We start from the raw sequence: 19,041 nt of genomic DNA, 5'->3' as shown, positions 1-19,041 counted from the left end.
GTTGCGCGATGGCAAGGAGACATTCATGACCCAAGCGGCAAAATTGCTCTACACGGCCCGGACCCGCACCAGTGGCGGGCGGCAGGACGGGATATCGCGCAGTTCCGACGGCCGTCTGGATGTCAAGCTGTCGCCGCCGGGCGGCAACGGCATCGGTACCAATCCCGAGCAATTGTTCGCGGCCGGCTGGTCGGCCTGCTTCGAAGGCGCGATGGAAATCGCGGCCCGCAAGCGGAAGATCGAGCTCCCCAGGAAATGTGCGATCGATGCGGAGATCGACCTCGTGCTCGACGAGGGCGCCTATTCGCTCAGGGCACGCCTCGATGTCAGCCTGCCCGGCCTCGATCGCGAGATCGCGCGCGGCCTCGTCGATGAGGCGCATCAGACCTGTCCCTATTCCAAGGCCGTCCGCGGCAACATCGACGTCACGGTCGCACTGATCTGACGCACCACCTCCAACTATCAGAAAGGTAGCAGCATCATGAAACAGATCATCGATCAGCACCGCCGCCAGTTTTTCGGCATCGCCGCGGGAACTGTCGCCGCCGGCCTCGGCGTGATCGGCCTCGCCCGCGCCGAATCGCAAGCGACGCGCTCTTCCGCAAGGAATGCGTCGTTCGGCGCGATCAAGCAGATCGATGCCGGCGTCCTCAACGTCGGCTACGCGGAGGCCGGTCCTGCGAACGGCCCCGTCGCGATCCTGCTGCACGGCTGGCCCTACGACATTCACGCCTTCGTCGACGTCGCGCCAATCCTGGCAAAGGCCGGCTATCGCGTCATCATTCCCTATCTCCGTGGTTACGGCTCGACCCACTTCCTCTCCGCCGAGACGCCGCGCAACGGCGAGCCCGCGGCAATGGCAGCCGATATCATCGCGCTGATGGACAAGCTCGACATCAAGAAAGCGGTGGTCGCCGGTTTTGATTGGGGCGCGCGCACCGCCGACATCATCGCCGCGCTCTGGCCGGAGCGCTGCCGCGCGCTGGTCTCGGTCAGCGGCTATCTGATCTCCAGCCAGGCCGCGGGCAACGCGCCGCTGCCGCCGTCGGCCGAGCTGCAATGGTGGTACCAGTTTTATTTCGCGACCGAGCGCGGCCGCGCCGGATACGAGAAGTACACGCATGATTTCGCAAAACTGATCTGGAAGCTCGCTTCGCCGCAGTGGAAGTTCGACGACGCCACTTTCGAGCGCAGCGCGGCGGCGCTGGACAACAAGGATCACGTCGCGATCACCATCCACAATTACCGCTGGCGGCTCGGACTCGCCCAGGGCGAGGCGAAGTACGAGGAGCTCGAAAAGAAGCTTGCCGCAGCTCCCGTCATCAGCGTCCCGGCGATCACGATGGAAGGCGATGCCAACGGCGCGCCACATCCCGATCCAAGCGCCTATGCCAAGAAATTCTCGGGCCGGTACGACTATCGCCTGATCACCGGGGGCATCGGCCACAATCTGCCGCAGGAAGCACCGCAAGCCTTTGCCAAGGCCGTCATCGACGCCGACGGCGGCGCCTGAGGATTTTGGCAGCGCCTCGGTCCGGCAAGGCCGGACCGAGGCCTGACATGCGAACGCAGTTCAATGAAGCGTCAGCGAAAATGAAATCCGAAAAGTCAAAAGTTCCGTCTTCTACGACGATGATCGTGCTTGCCGTGCTCCTCCTCGTCGTTGTCCTGACCTGCGTGCCCTATCTGGTCACGATCGCTTTCGCGCAGGGCCCGGCGGATGCCTCGCCCATCTTCGGCGTCACTGTGCCGGAGGGCTACAAGCAGTGGGAGCTGATCGCGCCGGCCGAGGAGGCGGCTCCCCTGGACGAGCTGCGTGCCGTCGTCGGCAACAGGACCGCGATCGATGCTTATCAAGACAACAAGCTTCCGTTCCCGGACGGCACAATTCTGGTCAAGCGGGCCTGGAAGCGGAAACAGTCGCCCGAATTTGCGTCCGCGACGATTCCCGGTGAAGCCACCACCGTCCAGGTGATGGTCAAGGATTCCAAAAAATATGCCTCGACCGGCGGCTGGGGATTTGGTCGCTTCATCAACGGCAAGCCGGTCGACGAGGCCCAGCATCGCACCTGCTTCGCGTGCCACGAAGCTCGTGTGAAGTGTCGCGACTACGTGTTTACAAGGCTTGCGCCCTGAGTGCGGAGTTTCACTCCGCAGCCACCATCTGCTGCGTGCGCCACTGGCCGAGCAGGGCGCGCAGCGAAGCCGGCTTGACCGGCTTGTTGAGCACCGCAACCTTTTCGTCGCGCGCAGCCATTTGCACGGCGGGGCTGCGGTCGGCGGTGATCAGGATCGCGGGGATGCCGTCACCGAAGCGGCGGCGGATGTCGCGGATCGCGGCGATGCCGTTGCCGCGGTCGAGATGGTAATCGACCAGCAGGCCGGTCACGCGGCGGCCCGCAGTCTCGATTGCGGCGATCGCGGCCTCGGGATCGGCGACCGCGATCACTTCGGCGTCCCAGGCTTTCAGCAGCGTGCGCATGCCGTCGAGGATCGCGGCGTCGTTCTCGATGCAGACGATCAGGGTACCCGAGATCGAGGTGCGTGCGAGCGGCGTCGCACTGGTCACGGCCGCGGTGTGGGTGATCGCCTTCGCCGTCGGCACCGTCACGGAAAACACCGAGCCGCCGCCGACATTGGAATCGATGGCAATGTCGTGCTTGAGCACGCGCGCCAGCCGCTCGACGATCGACAGGCCCAGGCCGAGGCCGCGGGCGATCCGCGCACCCTGCTCGAGGCGGTGAAATTCCTTGAAGATCTCGCCGCGCTTGACCGTCGGGATGCCGACGCCGGTGTCGTAGACGCAGATCTTCAGCGTGGCGCCGCGGCGGCGGCAGCCGACCAGCACGCGCCCGCGTGGAGTATATTTGATCGCGTTGGAGATCAGGTTCTGGAGCAGCCGCCGCAGCAAGAGACGATCCGACTCGACGGGCAGCGAACACGGCACGAACACGAGCGCCAGATTCTTCGCGCGTGCGATCGGCGCGAACTCGATCTCCAGCGAGCGCATCAGATCGGCCATCTTGAAGCTCGAGATCGAGGTCGTCATCGCGCCGGCGTCGAGCCTGGAGATGTCGAGCAGCGCGCCGAGAATTTCCTCGATCGCCTGGAGCGATTCGTCGATGTTCTCGACCAGCCGTGTCTCCTCGCCGCTGTGCTGACGCTCGACCAGGCTCGTGACATAGAGCCGCGCCGCGTTCAGCGGCTGGAGAATGTCGTGGCTTGCGGCGGCGAGAAAGCGGGTCTTGGAGATGCTGGCGTCTTCGGCCGCGCTCTTGGCCAGCGCCAGCTCGGAATTCAGCCGGGTCAGCTCCTCGGTGCGGTCGCGCACCCGCTTTTCCAGCGTCGCATTGGCCCTCTCCAGCGCTTCGGCCGCCTCGAACGTGGGCGTGACGTCGGTGAAGGTAATGACGAAGCCGCCGCCGGGCATGCGGTTGGTCAAGATCTCGATCACCATGTGGCGGTCGGGCAGGCGCTCGAGATAAGGCTCGCCGTCGGTGGTGTAAGCCACCAGCCGGCGCTCCAGCATGGCCTCGCGCTCGATCGGATCGGCCGGCTCGCTCACGCCCATGAATTCCAGGATTTCACGCAATGGCGTGCCGAACTGGATGAAATGCGGAGGAACGTTGAGGAGATCGCCGAACTGCCGGTTGGAGCAGATCAGTTGCAGATCGGCATCGAACACCGCGATGCCCTGGCGCACATGGTTAAGCGCGGTCTGGAGGATCTCGCGGTTGAAATGCAGCGCCGCATGGGAATCGTCGAGCAGTTTTAGCGCAGCCTTGGCGGAGACCGTCCGTTTGCGCAGCAGCAGCGACATTACGAGACGCGAGGAGGCTGCGCCGATCGAGGAGGCGATCAGGTGCTCGGCGTGCTGCAGCAGCTCGAAATCGGCGGGCGCCCCGGACTCCAGCCGCACATTGCGCCGCGCGGATAAGGCCTCGAACGAATGCCGCGCGCGGTCAGGCCCGAGATATTGCGCTACCGTGGTCTGGATGTCCTGCACCGTGACCGTGGTGCGCCAGCGGCGGAAATTCGGGGAAATTGGCGCGAGCGTGTTGGGGACGAACAGATCGGCCTGGACCAGCTCGATCGAAGACGGCCGGCGCGCCAGCGACAGCAGCACGTAGGTGAGGATGTTGAGCGACAGCGACCAGACCACGCCGTGCATCAGCGGCGGCAAATCGGCGCCGAACAACGCCTGCGGCCGCAGCGCCTCGATCCCGAACGGGCCGTGCTGGAGCAGCAGGATGCCCCCCGTCGAGGTATCCATGAAGCTCGGGATGAAGAGCGTGTAGAGCCACACTGCGAAGCCGACCAGCATGCCGCCGATCGCGCCGCGCGCGGTCGCGCGCCGCCACAGCAGTCCACCGAAGAAGCTTGGTGCAAGCTGGGCGATGGCGGCAAAAGACAGCAGGCCGATCGCCGCGAGCTGGGTGTTGCCGAGCGCGCGGTAGTAGAAATAGGCCATCACCATGATGGCGAAGATCGCGAGCCGGCGCGAACGCAACAGGAAGTCGCTGAAATCGGCACCGCCGGTGCGCCCCTCCGGCCGTCGTTGCAGCACCAGGGGCACCACGAGGTCGTTCGAAACCATGATGGAGAGCGCGACGCATTCGACGATCACCATCGCGGTCGCCGCCGACAACCCGCCGACGAAGACGGCGACGCTGAGCAGATCCGCGCCGCCCTCCATCGGCAGCGCCAGCACGTACATGTCAGGATCGGCGGCGCCGAACGGGAAGCTGACGAGGCCGGCGAGCGCGATCGGGATCACGAACAGATTGATGGCGACGAGATAGAGCGGAAACAGCCAGCGCGCGCGACCGACCTCGGCGTCCGAGGAATTCTCCACCACGCTGACGTGGAACTGGCGCGGCAGCAGCATGATCGCGCACAGCGACAGCAGCGTCATGGTCAGGAAGTTGCCGATCGACGGCGAATAGTTGATGACGCGCACCGCCTCCGGTGTCTTCATCGCGCGCTCGATCAGTTCGTGCGGCGAGAACATCCAGAACGTGACGAAGGTGCCCGCAGCGAGGAAGGCGACGAGCTTGATGATGGATTCGGTTGCGACCGCCAGCATCAGGCCGTGCTGGTGCTCGGTGGCGTCCGTCTGCCGCGTGCCGAACAGCACCGCGAAGGCCGCCATCGCCAGCGTCACGATCAGCGCCACGTCGCCGATGATCGGGATGTGGGAGAAGGCCTGGTCTTCGCTCAGGATGGTTTCGAGCGAGGAGGCGACCGCCTTGAGCTGGAGCGCGATGTAGGGCACCGAGCCGATGATGGCGATCAGCGCGACGGTTGCCGCCACTGCCTGGCTCTTGCCGTAGCGCGCGCCGATGAAGTCGGCGATCGAGGTGATGTTGTGGGCCTTCGCGAGCTGGATCACGCGGCGCAGCACGCCGGCTCCGAGTCCGATCATCAGGATCGGGCCGACATAGATCGCGAGGAAGTCGGTGGAGGTGCGGGTGGCGAAGCCGACCGAGCCGAAGAAGGTCCAGGAGGTGCAGTAGATCGCCAGCGACAGCGGATAGATCAGCCCCGAGGCGCGGCCGCGCCCGGCCGGCGAGCGGCGGTCGCCATGGCTCGCCACCAGGAACAGAAAGCCGATATAGCCGAAGGCGGCGGCGATCACGCCCCAATCGTGCAGCATGGCGAGCGTGCTTCTCCCGGGGCGCGCGCTGGCCGCGCCCGATCTCATTTTCCCTGTAAATCTAGCGCGTTGGACGGGTGGAGGCGACAGCGAAATGCCGTGCCACGGCGGGAACCGGAGTTGTCGTTAAGCGGCTGCCTTAAAGCTGCGCTGCTTCTGGCTCCCCGAGAGAGTCCCCGCGTGGTACCCCCTCCCTGACCCTCCCCCACAAGGGGGAGGGAACGGAGAGACCGTCCGCGTTGCAGGAAATTCGAGACCGACCGCTACGCTGTGCGGCTCCGCCGACCTAAGGGAGGCGCAACTCTCTCGCTCCCTTCCCCCTTGGGGGACGGTGGGGAGGGGGTAGCTCCGGGACGGTGAAACTTAGATCGAAAGAGAAGGCGAAGAAGCCTACTCCGCCGCCAGCGACTTCTCGCGGAGCGGCAGACCCAGGCGGTCCCACACCTGCAGCAGGGCTTCGGCGAGTTGATCGATCAGGCCGTCGTCGTGATAGGGCGAGGGCGTGATGCGCAGGCGTTCGGAGCCCTTGGCGACCGTCGGATAGTTGATCGGCTGGATGTAAATGCCGTGCTGTTCGAGCAAGAGGTCGGAAGCCTGCTTGCACTTCTCGGCATCGCCGATGAACAGCGGGACGATGTGGGTGTCGCTCGACATCACCGGCAGGCCGGCGGCGTTGAGGATCGCCTTGACTCGGGCGGCACGGTCCTGGTGACGCTCGCGCTCCCAGCTTGACGTCTTCAGATGCTTGATCGCGGCGGTCGCGGCCGAGCAGATCGCCGGCGGCAGCGCGGTGGTGAAGATGAAGCCCGGCGCATAGGAGCGCACGGCGTCGATGATCTGGCCGTTGGCGGCGATGTAGCCGCCGAGGCAGCCGAACGCCTTGGCCAGCGTGCCTTCGAGAATGTCGATGCGATGCATCACGCCGTCGCGCTCGGCGATGCCGCCGCCGCGCGGGCCGTACATGCCGACGGCGTGGACCTCGTCGACATAGGTCATCGCGCCGTACTTCTCGGCGAGGTCGCAGATCTTAGCGAGCGGGGCGATGTCGCCGTCCATCGAATAAAGACTCTCGCAGGCGATCAGCTTGGGCCGGCTCGGGCCCGCAGCCTTCAACAGTGCTTCGAGATCGGCGAGGTCGTTGTGGCGGAACACGACCCGCTCGCAGCCGGACTGGCGGATGCCCTCGATCATCGAATTGTGGTTGAGCTCGTCGGACAGGATCAGGCAGTTCGGAATGAGCTTTGCGATGGTCGCGATGCCGGTCTGGTTCGAGACGTAGCCGGACGTGAAGAGCAGCGAGGCTTCCTTGCCGTGGAGATCGGCGAGCTCGGCCTCGAGCTGCACCAGCGGATGATGCGTGCCGGCGATGTTGCGGGTGCCGCCGGCGCCGGTGCCGACGCGGGTCGCGGTCTCGACCATCGCGCCCACCACCTTCGGGTGCTGGCCCATGCCGAGATAATCGTTGGAGCACCAGATCACGACGTCGCGCTTGCCCTTGGGCGAGTGCCAGAGCGCATGCGGGAACCGGCCGGCAATGCGCTCGAGATCGGCGAACACGCGGTAGCGCCGCTCGGTGTGGAGACGATCAAGGGCGGAATTGAAAAACTGGGCGTAATCCATCGTCAAACCTGCAGCGGAACCGACCAAAGACCCGCATATCCTTAGAGCTTTTCCAGCTCCAATGTCTATGCGCTATCCCACATTTGGACCTGCGGGGCATTTGGGCAAAATGCCCTATCGTGCGATTTGAAACTTGATCCGGATCAAGTTCGCGCGAGATGCAATGTTGCTCTGCACCATCCGCTGAATTGAAGTCAGCGCTCAGGTCGTCCTGAACTGCAACACGCCGTCCTGCGTCTCGGCCGTCAGCCGGCCCTCGACGATCATGTAATTGACGTGGGCGACCAGTTCGCCGGCAGCGAAACCCATCTGATGTTCGTCCAGAACGTGCTTGTTAAACACCACGGGCGCCAGGGCGCGCGAGGTCTGCGGCACCTCGCGGCAGGCTTCCGCGATCAGGCGGCAGCGCTCCTCATGGTGATCGGCGAGCTGCTTGATGCGGGTCTTGAGCCCGTAGAACGGCACGCCGTGGCCAGGCAGCACCAGCACGTCATAGGGGAGAGTCGTGGTGAGGCGGGCGAGCGAGGCCAGATATTCGCCGAGCGAGTTCTGGTCGGGTTCGACCGCCCACACGCTGACGTTCGGCGAGATCTTGCTCAGCACCTGGTCGGCCGAGAGGAACAGCTTGTCGTCGGCGCAGTACAGCATCACCTGGTCGAGCGCGTGACCGCCGCCGGTGATCACCTTGAAGCGGCGCGTGCCGATCACGACGTCATCGCCATGCGAGATGCGGCGGTAGGACGGCGGCAGCACCGAGACGCGCTTGAGATAGTCCTGGCCGCGGCCGAGCAGTTTTTCGGTGAGCGACTCGTCCATGCCATGGCGGCGGAAGAACAGCCGCTGCGCTTCCTGCCGCTCCTCGGTGCCGCGGTTCTGGTGATAGACCGATTGCAGATATTCGACCTGCGACATCACGAGCGGGCAGTTGAACCGCTCGACGATCCACCCGGCCAGACCGACATGATCGGGATGGGAATGGGTCACGATCAGGCGCGTGATGTTGACGCCCTTCAGCGGCCCGTCGAACAGCTTCGTCCAGGCTTCGATCGTCTCCTCATTGCCGAAGCCGGCATCGATCATGGCATAGCCGTCACCATCGGCGAGCAGGTAGATGTTCACATGGTTGAGGCGGAACGGCAGCTTCAGCCGCGCCCACAACACTCCTGGCTTCACCTCGACGACCTGTTCGGGGCCGGGATGCTGTTCCCAGGGATAGCGCAGGGCGTCGGCGGAGGACTGCACGGTGTCGGTCTTTGCGTTCATCCTACCGGCTTAAACCCGCCCGTCACGGCGCGCCAGCCGAAAAAGAACGCTGGCGCGGCCTGCATAGCGGTCATTCCGGGCTACGGAACGGCGCCTTACGCAGCCCGCATGTTGTTGAGGAACGCGTCGATCTCTCCGCGCAGCATGTCGGCTTCGCGGCGGAGCGCGTCGGAGGCGCCGAGCACTTCGTTCGCCGCTGCGCCGGCTTCCGCCGAAGCCGTGGAGACGCCGACGATGTTGCTGGAAACCTCGCTGGTGCCACCGGCCGCATGCTGGATGTTGCGGGCGATCTCGCGTGTCGCCGCGCCCTGTTCCTCGACGGCGGCGGCGATCGTCGTAGTGACGTCGTTGATCTCGCCGATGATCCGGCCGATGCCCTGGATGGCGCCGACCGCCGACGTCGTCACTGACTGCATGCTGGCGATCTGGCTACGGATCTCCTCCGTGGCCTTGGCGGTCTGGCTCGCGAGGCTCTTCACCTCGGAGGCGACCACCGCGAAGCCGCGGCCGGCTTCGCCCGCGCGCGCCGCCTCGATGGTGGCGTTGAGCGCCAGCAGATTGGTCTGCGAGGCGATGGTCTGAATCAGGTCGACCACCACGCTGATGCGGCTCGCGCTGTCGACGAGGCTCTGCACGGTGGCGTCGGTCGCGCCCGCTTCGTCGACCGCCTTCCTGGCGATCGCGGCCGAGGTGACGACCTGCTTGCTGATTTCCTCGATCGAGGACGAGAGCTGCTCGGTGCCTGACGATACGGTCTGCACGTTGACCGAGGTCTCTTCGGCTGCGGAGGCAACCGCGTTCACCAGCGCATTGGACTGGTCTGCCGTGGTCGACATGCTCTGCGCGGTCGATTGCATCGAATTGGCCGACTGCGCGAGATTGTCGAGTGCGGAGCGCACCGTACTCTCGAACCCGGCGATCTTCGCCTCCATCTGCGCCGCACGCTCGGCCTTGGCGATGCGATCCCTGTCCTGCTCGCTCGCAAGCGCCCGGGCTTCGATCATGCTGTCGCGGAACACCGTCAGCGTTTCCTTCATCGCGCCGATCTCGTCGTTCTGCCGGGAGCGGACGATCTCGGTGTCAAGGTCGCCGGCCGAGAGCAACTGCATGGCGCGTTGAAGCTCGCGAATGCGGCGCAGGATGTTGCGGCCGACATAGAGCCAGACGAACAGCGCCGAGCCGACCAGCGTCAGTGCGCCGAGCGCCAGCATCGCGGTGGTCGCGAGCGAGATCTCCTGCCGCGCCTGGAAGGTCGACGCGTTGGTCTCCTTCTGCACACCCTCGACCAGCTGCTGCACGCTGATGCCGAGGCCGACATTGAGCTTGCGGGTCTCGTCCAGGATGGTCTGGCCGTAGTCGATGGCGTCGAGCTCCTTCTGGCGGATCTTGAACACGCCGGACTTGCCTTCGCCGAAGGCGAACAGCTTTTGCACGGTGTCGCGCACCGCTTGCATCGAGGCCATGTTCGGCAGGTCCTCGAGGTTCGACTTGACACGGTCGCGCGTCGCCTTGAACTCCTTCTCGATCGCCTCCAGCGTATCGCTGTTGTTGGCCGACAGCGCCGCCATCATGTCGGCGGCCATCAGATTGCCGTTGGCGGAGATGGTCGCGACCTGGGAGACGGTGCGGGCGGCTTCGGTGGCATCGTCAGCGGAAACTTCCGCCGCACCGAGGATCGCGTTCAGACGCGTCTGCGCATCCAGCATGGCAGGACCGGCCGCACCGACGAAGGTGAGCTGCGCCTTGCGGAGTGCTTCATATTGCTTGTCATGCAGCGCGCCGGTATCGAGCCGCTCGCGCGCGGCTGACACCAGGCTCTGGGTCGCCTCGTCGATGCTCTTGGCGGTGTCGCGCAACGCGGTTGCGATCTGCTTGTCGGCGCCGAGCTCGATGATCTCGCCAAGCTTGGCCATGGCAAGCTGCTGGATCTCCTGCACCTTCTTGGTGCGTTCGTTCAGCGCCTCGTCGGACGGCGACGCCAGCAGGCCCGGCCCCTGCGCCGCGAGCGTTGCGCTTTGCGATGCGAGTTGAAGGCTTGCGGAAAGGCGGGGGATATCGCGGCCGCTCAGGTCCATCATAGTGCTGCCGAGATGGTTGAAGACGAAGCCGGCGCCGGCCGCGATCACGAGACCCATGCCCGCGATCACTGCGAAGGCCGTGAACAGGCTGCCGCGCACGCCCCATGTCGGCATTTTGAAACGAGGCCGGATACCACCAAGCAAACGGCCAAGGCCCAGACGGATCGCCATCGAAATTCCCCCACGCATGATCTTTATGTTTTCGCGGCGGAGTATCCTCGGGGCAGGTTAAAAAATCGCAAGTTGCTCAATTGGTTGCGTTGCGTTCCGCACAGCGAAAAAAGAAGGGCCGGCAACGATGCCGGCCCTTCATCATGATAAGGCTTTGATAACCGTTCAGTAGCGCGCGACCGCCGAGTTGGCCCAGTTGAAGCGGTAGTTGACGCCCGCCTTGATGGTGTGGTCGTCGGTGGTGAAGTTGCCGGTTCCCGCCAGCGGGCCCGCGGTGAAGTGGGCGTCGCCGAAATTGTAGTACTGGTACTCGGCCTTGGCTGACCAGTTCGGCGCGAACATGTATTCGAGGCCGGCGCCGACGGTGTAGCCGTTGCGGTGGTCGCCGCTGATGATGAAGCCGGTCGGCACGCCGCCGACGGTCACCTTCTCGTTGTTGTCGGAATAGGCGTAGCCGCCCTTCACGTAGAGCAGGCCCGGACCCCAGGTGTAGCCGACGCGGCCGGTGATCGAGCCGAGACCGCGCTGGTCGTTGGTGTAGGCGACGCCGGCTGGGAACACCGCGCCGACGCTGCCGGAGAGCCAGGAATACTGGCCTTCGACGCCGACAACGAAGTTCGGGTTGAACTGCCAGTCCGCACCGGCCTGCAGACCGCCGAGGAAACGGCCGTTGCCGTTATTGCCGGTGGAGAGGCCGCTGAAATTGTTGTCGCTGGAGAACGCGCCGCCGACATGGCCGCCGATATAGAAGCCGGTCCAGTTGTAAATCGGGGCGGCATAGGCGGGCGCGGGCGCCTTATAATAGTTGCGGTTACCGAGATCGGCACCGACCGCCGGTGCGGCAGCGCCCACCACGAGCAGCGCAACGGTCGCAAACAGAATCTTCTTCATAGTCCAAACTCCAACACTTAAGTCCCCGGCAGTCGCGCTTTCCGCGCCGTCGTTGGTTTGCAGATAGCTCGCTTTTGACGAAAATGCTGTCACATCCATGGCACAGCGGCAGCCAACGTAACTTATTGGGCTGTAAATGATTTTTGTGCTTAATGTCGGCTTAAGAAGTGCTGAAGGAAAGCTTAACTCGGCGTTATCAGGGTAACTTGCGCGCGCATCTCATTAACCAAGACGGCGCCGCGCCTCATCGCGCATCTGTTCGCGGAATGCAGCGCGCTTTGCGGGCCGGTCTTCCTCGCGCACGTCATGACGATCGAAGACGTCGAACTTCTCCAGGATCGGATAGCGCTCGCTCGCCATCGCGAGCACGCGCAGCACCTTGGTCGCCGACGGTGTCGGGCCGCTCACTTCCCAGCGCCGGATGGTGTCGGCGCCGCCCTTCTCCGGCAATCCGCAAAGCCGGGCCATGTCGGCCGCGGTGAGCTTGCGCTCGAGGACCTCCGAGAGATCGTTGCGGAGTTGCTTCAGTTCGGGACCGGTCATGTCGCCTCAATACGCGAAGTCGATGAGGTGAATGCACTAGCGCTGATTCGGGTCCATCCGAAGGCGAGGCACGCGAGCGGGCGTGCTAGTCGTGCGACCGCTCCCCGGCGCCTCCGCCCGCGCACGGAGTTATGAACGGCTGCCTATGGAAATCCGCGGCTGAATGAACAGATGGCAAGGGGCCCACAGCGAATGAAGGGATCAGCCATGACAAGCATCAAACCCGCCATTGCCGCCCTAGTCACCGTCGGGTTGCTTGCCGCGCCGATCGCGGCTGAGGCCAAGAAGCACCGGTCAAGCCGAGCTTACAGCACCGGCGTGGTGGCTCCGAGCTATGGGAGCGCCGGATCGTTGGCAGCACAGCCCAGAGCCTACGGGTCGAGCGGACAGTCGGTCGGGACGGTCACGGCGCCGTCGGTCGGTACGTATAACTGGCCGTCGGTCGGCGTGACCAACGCAGTCCCGACCTGGAGCAACACCAACCCGCCGGTCAGGTAGGCGCGCCTGTCTGGCGAGCCAATGCCGGTCACCTGTGACGGTCGCAAGGCCAAAGAAGATGATAAAGTGCGACCAGCAATGATCATGGCGGTGGACCAGACATTGCGGATCGTTCAGGGAGAGCCCGTCCGATCCTAAATTCCCCGCCCGGCCTGTTGGCCGATCACGCAGCGCCACCCGGCGAGGCGCTCGGCCGGATGCTGGTTCATCCATTCGGCGAGTTGCGGCGCGCCCATCAGGCAAGATTGCATCGAGACGTCGGCGAAGTCGGATGTGGTGACGGTCTGCTCATGACAGTTCGCCGGAGAGGCGAGGTTGCAGAGCACGGCGATGATTTTGATCACGCGAGGTTGCCCCCGTCGCTGCGACGTGCGGCGGCTCCGCCTGATCTCTCGCTCATCGGATCAGTCGGCGGGAAGATGCTGTCGTAGATCGCGCGCGCTTCCTGGATGAGGCGAATGCGCTCGCGCTCGGATTTCGAGACAAACTGAATAATCTGGCCCATGTCGGCTCCAATTAGATCTTCAATCCACCATCACATGATGGAAATCATTTCATGCGGATGTGGGGTGCCGGCTTCGGCTTTGCAGCCATGCGGGCGGCCACGAGGGATAAAAAGCCCGTGACTATTCCGTTCCTGAGGTGGAACGGGGTACCTTCAGCGATGCGCCGATGGCACGGCGCATCCGTTCGGCGGGGACCGCTTCGTAGCATCGTGATGAAGAGTTGAGCCCACGGGATGATGGCACTGCGGCACATTTTCTCGCGCGTGGAGTTGTAAGGTCAGTCAGTGCACGGGCGCCTCGACGAACGGCATTGCGATTGAGAGACCGCGCCCGAAAGGATCAGCCATGACAAGAACAAAACGCACCATTGCTGCACTTATTGCTCTCGGATTGGCCGCCGCGCCACTTGCTGTAAACGCACAAACATCGGGGACGGGTACACCAGGCAGCACGAGCGGACGCACCGGAGCGCCGGTGCAGCAAGGGACCATCGGAAGTTCCGGGCAGACCGTCGGGACCGTGACGGCGCCGTCGATCGGAACGTCCAACCAGCCCTCCGTCGGCGTAACAAACTCAGTCCCCACCTGGAACAACACGAATCCTCGAACGAAGTAGAAACCGCGGTCGGCTGACTTACGCCGGCGCGCGCTCTCTCTGCCCCGGGACTGCTGCGAGCAATTCGCGTGTATAGGCATGCTCGGGCGCGGCGAACAGCTGCGCGGTCGGCTTCAGCTCGACGATGACGCCGCGCTGCATCACGGCGATGCGGTCACAGATTTGCGCTGCGACTCGCAGGTCGTGGGTGATTAACAGCATCGAGAGGCCGAGGCGGGCCTTGAGGTCTTCGAGCAGCCTTAGGACCTGCGCCTGCACGGAGACGTCGAGCGCGGAGACGGCCTCGTCCGCGACGATGATCTCGGGCTCGAGCGCGAGCGCGCGCGCAATGCCGATGCGCTGGCGCTGGCCGCCGGAGAATTCATGCGGATAGCGTTCGAGCGCGCCGGCATCGAGCCCGACCATCTTGAGGAGATCGCGGGCGCGGTCGAACGCCACTTTCGGATCGGTGCCGGCCGCGATCGGGCCGTCGGCGATGATATGACCGACCTTGCGGCGCGGATTGAGCGAAGCGAACGGATCCTGGAAGATCATCTGGATGCGAGGGCGCTCGGCGCGTAGCGCCTTGCCCGCGAGCTTTGTGAGATCGGTCTCGCCGATCCGCACGGTGCCGCGGTCGGCCTCGATCAGCCGCATCACAAGGCGGGCCACCGACGATTTGCCAGAACCGGATTCGCCGACCAGGCCGAGCGTCTCGCCTTTGAGGATGTTGAAATTAACCCCGCGCGCGGCATCGACGCGGCGGTCCTCGCGAAACCAGCCGCCCGAGGTGACGTAGGTCTTGTCCAGTCCGATCACCTCGACCGCCTTGGCCTGGTCGTCCAGGGGGCTGCGGGCGGGTGGGTCCATCGAGGGCACGGCGGCGAGCAGCGCCTTGGTGTAGTCGTGTTGCGGCGCGTTGAAGACCGCCGAGGCGGGGCCTTCCTCGACCACCTTGCCATGGCGCAACACCACGACTTGGTCGGCGATGTCGGCGACCACGCCGAAATCATGGGTGATGAACATCACCGCCATGTTGCGATTGCGCTGGAGGTTGCGGATCAGTTTCAGGATCTGCGCTTGCGTGGTGACGTCGAGCGCGGTGGTCGGCTCGTCCGCGACCAGCACCGCCGGTTCGAGCGCGAGCGCCATCGCGATCATGGCGCGCTGGCGCTGGCCGCCGGAGAGCTGGTGCGGATAGGCGCGCACGATGCGCTCGGGGTCGGGGAGGCCGACTTCGCGCGCCAGCGATAGCGCCTTTGCGCGCCGCTCCCTCGGCGTGAGCAGCCCGTGCGCCTCGAACATCTCCGCCATCTGGTCGCCGATCCGCATCAACGGATTGAGCGCGGTCATCGGTTCCTGAAAGATCATCGCAAGCCGGCGGCCGCGCAGATCGCGCCAGCATTCGTCGTCGAGTTTGAGCAGGTCGCGTCCTTCGAACTGGATCTCGCCGGAGGTGACGGTGACCGTGTCCGGCAACAGGCCCATCAGCGCATGCGCGCACATCGACTTGCCGGAGCCGGATTCGCCGACCACGCAAACGATCTTGCCGGGCCGCAAATCGAGCGAGATGCCGTCGACCGCGAAGGGACGCTCGGCGCCCTTGGGCAATGCGATCCGCAGATTCTTGACGGAGACGGCGGGCGGTGCGGTCATGATCAGCGGCCCTCCCGCGACAGCCGCGGATTGAGCGCGTCGTTGAGGCCTTCGCCGATCAAATTGAGCCCGAGCACCGAGATCAGGATCGCGACGCCGGGAAACACGGTGATCCACCAGGCCTGGCGGATCACGGTGCGGCCGGCACCGACCATGTAGCCCCAGGAGATCAGATTGGGATCGCCGAGGCCGAGGAACGCCAGCGAGGATTCCAGCAGGATCGCGGTCGCCACCATCAGCGAAGCCAGCACGATCACCGGCGACAGCGTGTTCGGCAGGATTTCGCGCAGGATGATCCAGGTGTTGCTCTGGCCCGTGACCACCGCGGCCTGGACGTACTCCCGCGTGCGCAACGACAGCACCTCGCCGCGGACGAGGCGCGCGACCGGCGGCCAGCTTACCAGCGCGATCGAGGCGACGATCGAATAGATCGAGGGCTGCAGGATCGCGACCAGGACGATCGCGAGCGCAAAGCTCGGAATGGTTTGGAAGAACTCGGTGAAACGCATCAGGGCGTCGTCGACCCTGCCGCCGAAATAGCCGGCCATGGCGCCGATCGGAACGCCGACGACCAGCGCAACCAGGGTGGAGACCATGCCGACGAGCAGCGAGACGCGTGCGCCGAAGATCATGCCGGCGAACACGTCGCGGCCGAGTGCATCGGTGCCGAGCGGCACGGTCGCGAGCGTGAACGGCGGCAGGAACGGCCGCTGCACCATGCGCCAGGGCGAGTTCGGGAACAGCATCGGACCGAACAAGGCGACTGAGATCGCAAGGAGCAGGATGATGAGCCCGATGACGCCGCTCGGGCTCCTCAACATCGATTTCCAGAACTGTTTCATATGGAGAATTCGATGCGCGGGTCGACCAGGCGATAGACCAGGTCGGTGATGAGGTTGAAGATCAGGACAATGGCGGAGCAGATCACGAAGACCCCGAGCAGCAGATTGTAGTCGCGCTGGAGCAGGGCGTCGTACATCAGGCGTCCGATGCCGGGCCAGGCGAACACGGTCTCGGTGATGACGGCGCCGCCGATCAGGGTGCCGGAGTGGACTCCGGCGAGCGTCACGACGGGCAGTAGCGCGTTGCGCAGGACGTGGCGACGCTGGATCACGGCGTCGGACAGGCCTTTGGCGCGCGCGGTCTTGACGAAGTCGAGACGCTTCACTTCGAGCATCGAGGCTCGCGTCATGCGCGTATACGTCGCCATAAAAAACAGGCCGAGCGTCATCGCCGGCATAATCAGGTGCCTTGCGACGTCGACCACATGGGCAGGGCCGGAAAGGTTGGCGCCGACCGTCTCGTAGCCGAAGCTCGGCAGCCAATCCATGGTGACCGAGAACAGCAGGATGCTCATGAGCGCCACCCAGAAGATCGGCATGGCGTAAAAGATCAGCGCAAAGACGGTGATCGCGGTGTCGAGAAAGGTTCCGGCAAAGCGCGCGGCGAAGGTGCCGAAGAGAATGCCGAGCACGAGCGAGATCGCGAAGGCCGTCAGCGTCAGCAGCAATGTCGCCGGCAGCCGCTCGCCGATCAGCTTCGCGACCGGCGCCTGCTGGCGGAAGGAGAAGCCGAGGTCGAGGGTCACGATGCCCTTGACGTAGATGAAGAGCTGCTCGGGCAGCGGCTTGTCCAGGCCGAACTTCTCCCTGAGCTGCTGGACGAAGATCTGGTCGCTGGCGCCGGCCTCGCCCGCCATCACGACGGCGGGATCGCCGGGCGCGAGCCGGATCAGGAAGAAATTGAGGACGACGATCGCAAGCAGGACGATCACGCCCTTCGCGACACGCTGAGCGACAAAGGAGAGCATCTAGAGGATCATATCGGTGGTGTGACCTGGAGCGACAGAGACGGAGCGCCCACCTCTCCCCGCAAGCGGGGAGAGGTGACGGAGGTAGCCCTCACTTGTCGAGCCATGCATCCTTGAAGCCGTCGTTGACTCCGATCCCGGTGGTGATCAGGTTCTTGACCTTGCAGCGCATGATGGTCGGGAATTGCAGCTCGAGCATCCAGGCCACCGGCACGTCCTCGACCAGGATCTTCTGCGCCTTCTCGTAGATCTCCTTGCGCTTGGAGTCCGGCGTTGCCACCGCGCCCTCGGCGAACAGCTTGTCGATCTCAGCGTTGGAGTAACCCTCGACGTTGTTGAACACCTGGCCCTTGGCAATCGCGCTGGAGACGTAATTGCGGCCGACGCCGAGCGCGGGGTCGCCGTACTGGTAGAGGTAGGTGAAGGCGATGTCGTAGTCCCAGTCGCCGATCTTCTGGTTGCCGCCGGCGACGTCGGTGGCGATGGTCTCGATGTTCATGCCGACGTCCTGGAGGTTCTGCTTCACGGCTTCACCCCAGCGCTGCCAGGTCTCGCCATAGGCGAGCGGCAGAAGGCGGATCTTCTCGCCCTTGTAGCCGGCTTCCTTCAGCAGCGCCTTGGCCTTGGCGGGATCGTAAGGGTACTTCGGCACGTCGTCGGTGTAGTATTTGATGGTCGAGGCCGACGGGCCGGTTGCGACCTTGCCGAGCCCGTTCCAGATCACGTCCTTGGCGAACTCGCGGTCGATCGCAAACATGACCGCCTGCCGCACCCGCTTGTCGGCGAGCGGACCCTGCCGGTTGTTGAGCCACAGCCAGGCCAGCGGCGAGAAGAACTCCCAGCCGGCGCCGGTGACGCAGGTGTCCTTCAGCTTGGAGAGCCGGGGCACGTCGAAATTCTCGACCGAGCCGCCGGGCAGCACGTCGACCTTGCCGGTCTCATACGCCACCGAGCGCGCCGCGGCATCGGGAATGATCTGCCAGTAGATCTCGTCGAGATAGGGCTTGCCCTTCTCGTAATAGTTCGGGTTCTTGACCAGGCGGATGAAAGAGCCCTTCTGCCATTCCTTGAACATGAAGGGGCCGGTGCCGACAGGGGCGTTATTGTAGGGATTGGTCTTCCAGTCGGTGCCTTCATAAAGATGCTTGGGTACCATCGGCATTGAGCCGACCTCGAAGATGCCCAGGAACGGGCCGAACGGCTGCTTCAGCGTGAACACCACCGTGTAGTCGTCGGGAGCCTCGACCTTGTCGACCTGCGCCAGATTGTTGCGGGCACGCGCGTGGGTCTGTTTCAGCATCTCGAGCGAGAACAGCACGTCGGCGGCGGTGAAGGGCTTGCCGTCATGCCAGGTCACGCCCTTCCTGAGCTTGAATGTGTAGGTTTTTGCGTCCTCGCTGACACTCCAGCTCTCGGCGAGCTCGGCCTGCGGTTCGAGCTTGGGGCTGTAGCGAAGCAGGCCTTCGAAAATGTTGCCCGACACCATCTGCACCGGGCCGTTCTGGACCATCGCCAGCATCAGGCCGGGCGGCTCGGGCTGAATCACGGCATTGATCGCTCCACCCGCTTTCGGGTCTTGCGCCAGCGCCGGGGCCGCGAGACCGCAAGCCAGGAGGACACCAAGCAACACTCGTTTTGACATGTCGTATCTTTCTCAAGCGAGACCAGCCGCAAACGCTTCGCACGTCATGGCGCGCAAAGCTATGGCCGGCCCATCCCAGTCCCCATCCGGGATCGAGGCTCACACAGTCTCGT

The 19,041-nt window shown here is 64.5% G+C and carries 17 protein-coding genes; 5 read left to right on the top strand and 12 right to left on the bottom strand.

Translation table 11 applies throughout. The annotated features are described in order from the left end of the window. Nucleotides 1-25: 25 nt before the first annotated feature. The 3 genes from IVA93_RS33655 to IVA93_RS33645 all read left to right on the top strand — a co-directional run bounded on the left by IVA93_RS33655 (nt 26) and on the right by IVA93_RS33645 (nt 2,136). The gene (locus IVA93_RS33655) at nt 26-445 is read left to right on the top strand and encodes an organic hydroperoxide resistance protein (RefSeq protein WP_018458156.1); all 420 of its coding nucleotides are present in this window, start codon (nt 26-28) and stop codon (nt 443-445) included. A gap of 36 nt (nt 446-481) precedes the next feature. Next, complete coding sequence (locus IVA93_RS33650) at nt 482-1,513, top strand: alpha/beta fold hydrolase (RefSeq protein WP_018458157.1); 1,032 nt, start codon at nt 482-484, stop codon at nt 1,511-1,513. Between the two features lie 119 nt (nt 1,514-1,632). Continuing rightward, nucleotides 1,633-2,136: a cytochrome P460 family protein gene (locus tag IVA93_RS33645; RefSeq protein WP_018458158.1), complete on the top strand. Its 504-nt coding sequence runs from the start codon at nt 1,633-1,635 to the stop codon at nt 2,134-2,136. A 10-nt stretch (nt 2,137-2,146) separates the two neighbouring features. Here IVA93_RS33645 and IVA93_RS33640 read toward each other — a convergent pair whose 3' ends face one another. The 6 genes from IVA93_RS33640 to IVA93_RS33615 form a co-directional block, all read right to left on the bottom strand. Then, entirely contained in the window at nt 2,147-5,656 is a 3,510-nt protein-coding gene (locus IVA93_RS33640; RefSeq protein ID WP_247540634.1) for a PAS domain-containing hybrid sensor histidine kinase/response regulator, read from the bottom strand. 390 nt (nt 5,657-6,046) lie between these two features. Beyond that, a complete protein-coding gene (hemA, locus tag IVA93_RS33635; RefSeq protein WP_018458160.1) occupies nt 6,047-7,276 on the bottom strand; it encodes a 5-aminolevulinate synthase in 1,230 nt (409 codons plus the stop codon). A gap of 201 nt (nt 7,277-7,477) precedes the next feature. Beyond that, on the bottom strand, nt 7,478-8,539 hold the full coding sequence (locus IVA93_RS33630; protein ID WP_247789489.1) for an MBL fold metallo-hydrolase: 1,062 nt from the start codon (nt 8,537-8,539) through the stop codon (nt 7,478-7,480). A 95-nt stretch (nt 8,540-8,634) separates the two neighbouring features. Next, nucleotides 8,635-10,788: a methyl-accepting chemotaxis protein gene (locus tag IVA93_RS33625; RefSeq protein ID WP_247789488.1), complete on the bottom strand. Its 2,154-nt coding sequence runs from the start codon at nt 10,786-10,788 to the stop codon at nt 8,635-8,637. Nucleotides 10,789-10,953: 165 nt separating this feature from the next. After that, the gene (locus IVA93_RS33620; RefSeq protein WP_018458163.1) at nt 10,954-11,679 is read right to left on the bottom strand and encodes an outer membrane protein; all 726 of its coding nucleotides are present in this window, start codon (nt 11,677-11,679) and stop codon (nt 10,954-10,956) included. Between the two features lie 222 nt (nt 11,680-11,901). Continuing rightward, on the bottom strand, nt 11,902-12,222 hold the full coding sequence (locus IVA93_RS33615; RefSeq protein ID WP_027570057.1) for a hypothetical protein: 321 nt from the start codon (nt 12,220-12,222) through the stop codon (nt 11,902-11,904). 207 nt (nt 12,223-12,429) lie between these two features. On the opposite strand from IVA93_RS33615, the gene IVA93_RS33610 reads away from it, so the two are divergent. Continuing rightward, entirely contained in the window at nt 12,430-12,720 is a 291-nt protein-coding gene (locus tag IVA93_RS33610; protein WP_018458165.1) for a hypothetical protein, read from the top strand. Between the two features lie 134 nt (nt 12,721-12,854). On the opposite strand, the gene IVA93_RS33605 is transcribed toward IVA93_RS33610, so the two are convergent. Further along, nucleotides 12,855-13,064: a hypothetical protein gene (locus IVA93_RS33605; protein WP_007605116.1), complete on the bottom strand. Its 210-nt coding sequence runs from the start codon at nt 13,062-13,064 to the stop codon at nt 12,855-12,857. Beyond that, nucleotides 13,061-13,225: a hypothetical protein gene (locus tag IVA93_RS33600; RefSeq protein ID WP_018458166.1), complete on the bottom strand. Its 165-nt coding sequence runs from the start codon at nt 13,223-13,225 to the stop codon at nt 13,061-13,063. The genes IVA93_RS33605 and IVA93_RS33600 overlap by 4 nt, the downstream gene beginning before the upstream one ends. A 346-nt stretch (nt 13,226-13,571) precedes the next feature. Here IVA93_RS33600 and IVA93_RS33595 point away from each other — a divergent pair, with 346 nt between their 5' ends. Continuing rightward, on the top strand, nt 13,572-13,841 hold the full coding sequence (locus IVA93_RS33595) for a hypothetical protein (protein ID WP_083926507.1): 270 nt from the start codon (nt 13,572-13,574) through the stop codon (nt 13,839-13,841). 18 nt (nt 13,842-13,859) lie between these two features. On the opposite strand, the gene IVA93_RS33590 is transcribed toward IVA93_RS33595, so the two are convergent. The 4 genes from IVA93_RS33590 to IVA93_RS33575 all read right to left on the bottom strand — a co-directional run bounded on the left by IVA93_RS33590 (nt 13,860) and on the right by IVA93_RS33575 (nt 18,928). Further along, the gene (locus IVA93_RS33590; RefSeq protein WP_247296259.1) at nt 13,860-15,476 is read right to left on the bottom strand and encodes an ABC transporter ATP-binding protein; all 1,617 of its coding nucleotides are present in this window, start codon (nt 15,474-15,476) and stop codon (nt 13,860-13,862) included. A 2-nt stretch (nt 15,477-15,478) separates the two neighbouring features. Continuing rightward, nucleotides 15,479-16,318, bottom strand: coding sequence for an ABC transporter permease (locus IVA93_RS33585; protein WP_018458168.1), 840 nt, complete (start codon nt 16,316-16,318; stop codon nt 15,479-15,481). Further along, entirely contained in the window at nt 16,315-17,286 is a 972-nt protein-coding gene (locus IVA93_RS33580; protein WP_018458169.1) for an ABC transporter permease, read from the bottom strand. Before IVA93_RS33580 ends, IVA93_RS33585 begins: the two co-directional genes overlap by 4 nt. Before the next feature lie 91 nt (nt 17,287-17,377). After that, nucleotides 17,378-18,928, bottom strand: coding sequence for an ABC transporter substrate-binding protein (locus tag IVA93_RS33575; protein WP_026233516.1), 1,551 nt, complete (start codon nt 18,926-18,928; stop codon nt 17,378-17,380). Between the last annotated feature and the right edge of the window lie 113 nt (nt 18,929-19,041).

It is taken from the genome of Bradyrhizobium sp. 155 (genome assembly GCF_023101105.1).
Taxonomy (GTDB): Bacteria; Pseudomonadota; Alphaproteobacteria; order Rhizobiales; family Xanthobacteraceae; genus Bradyrhizobium; species Bradyrhizobium canariense_D.
Note: the sequence above shows the minus strand (reverse complement) of the source record. Positions and strands in the feature narration are given on the sequence as shown.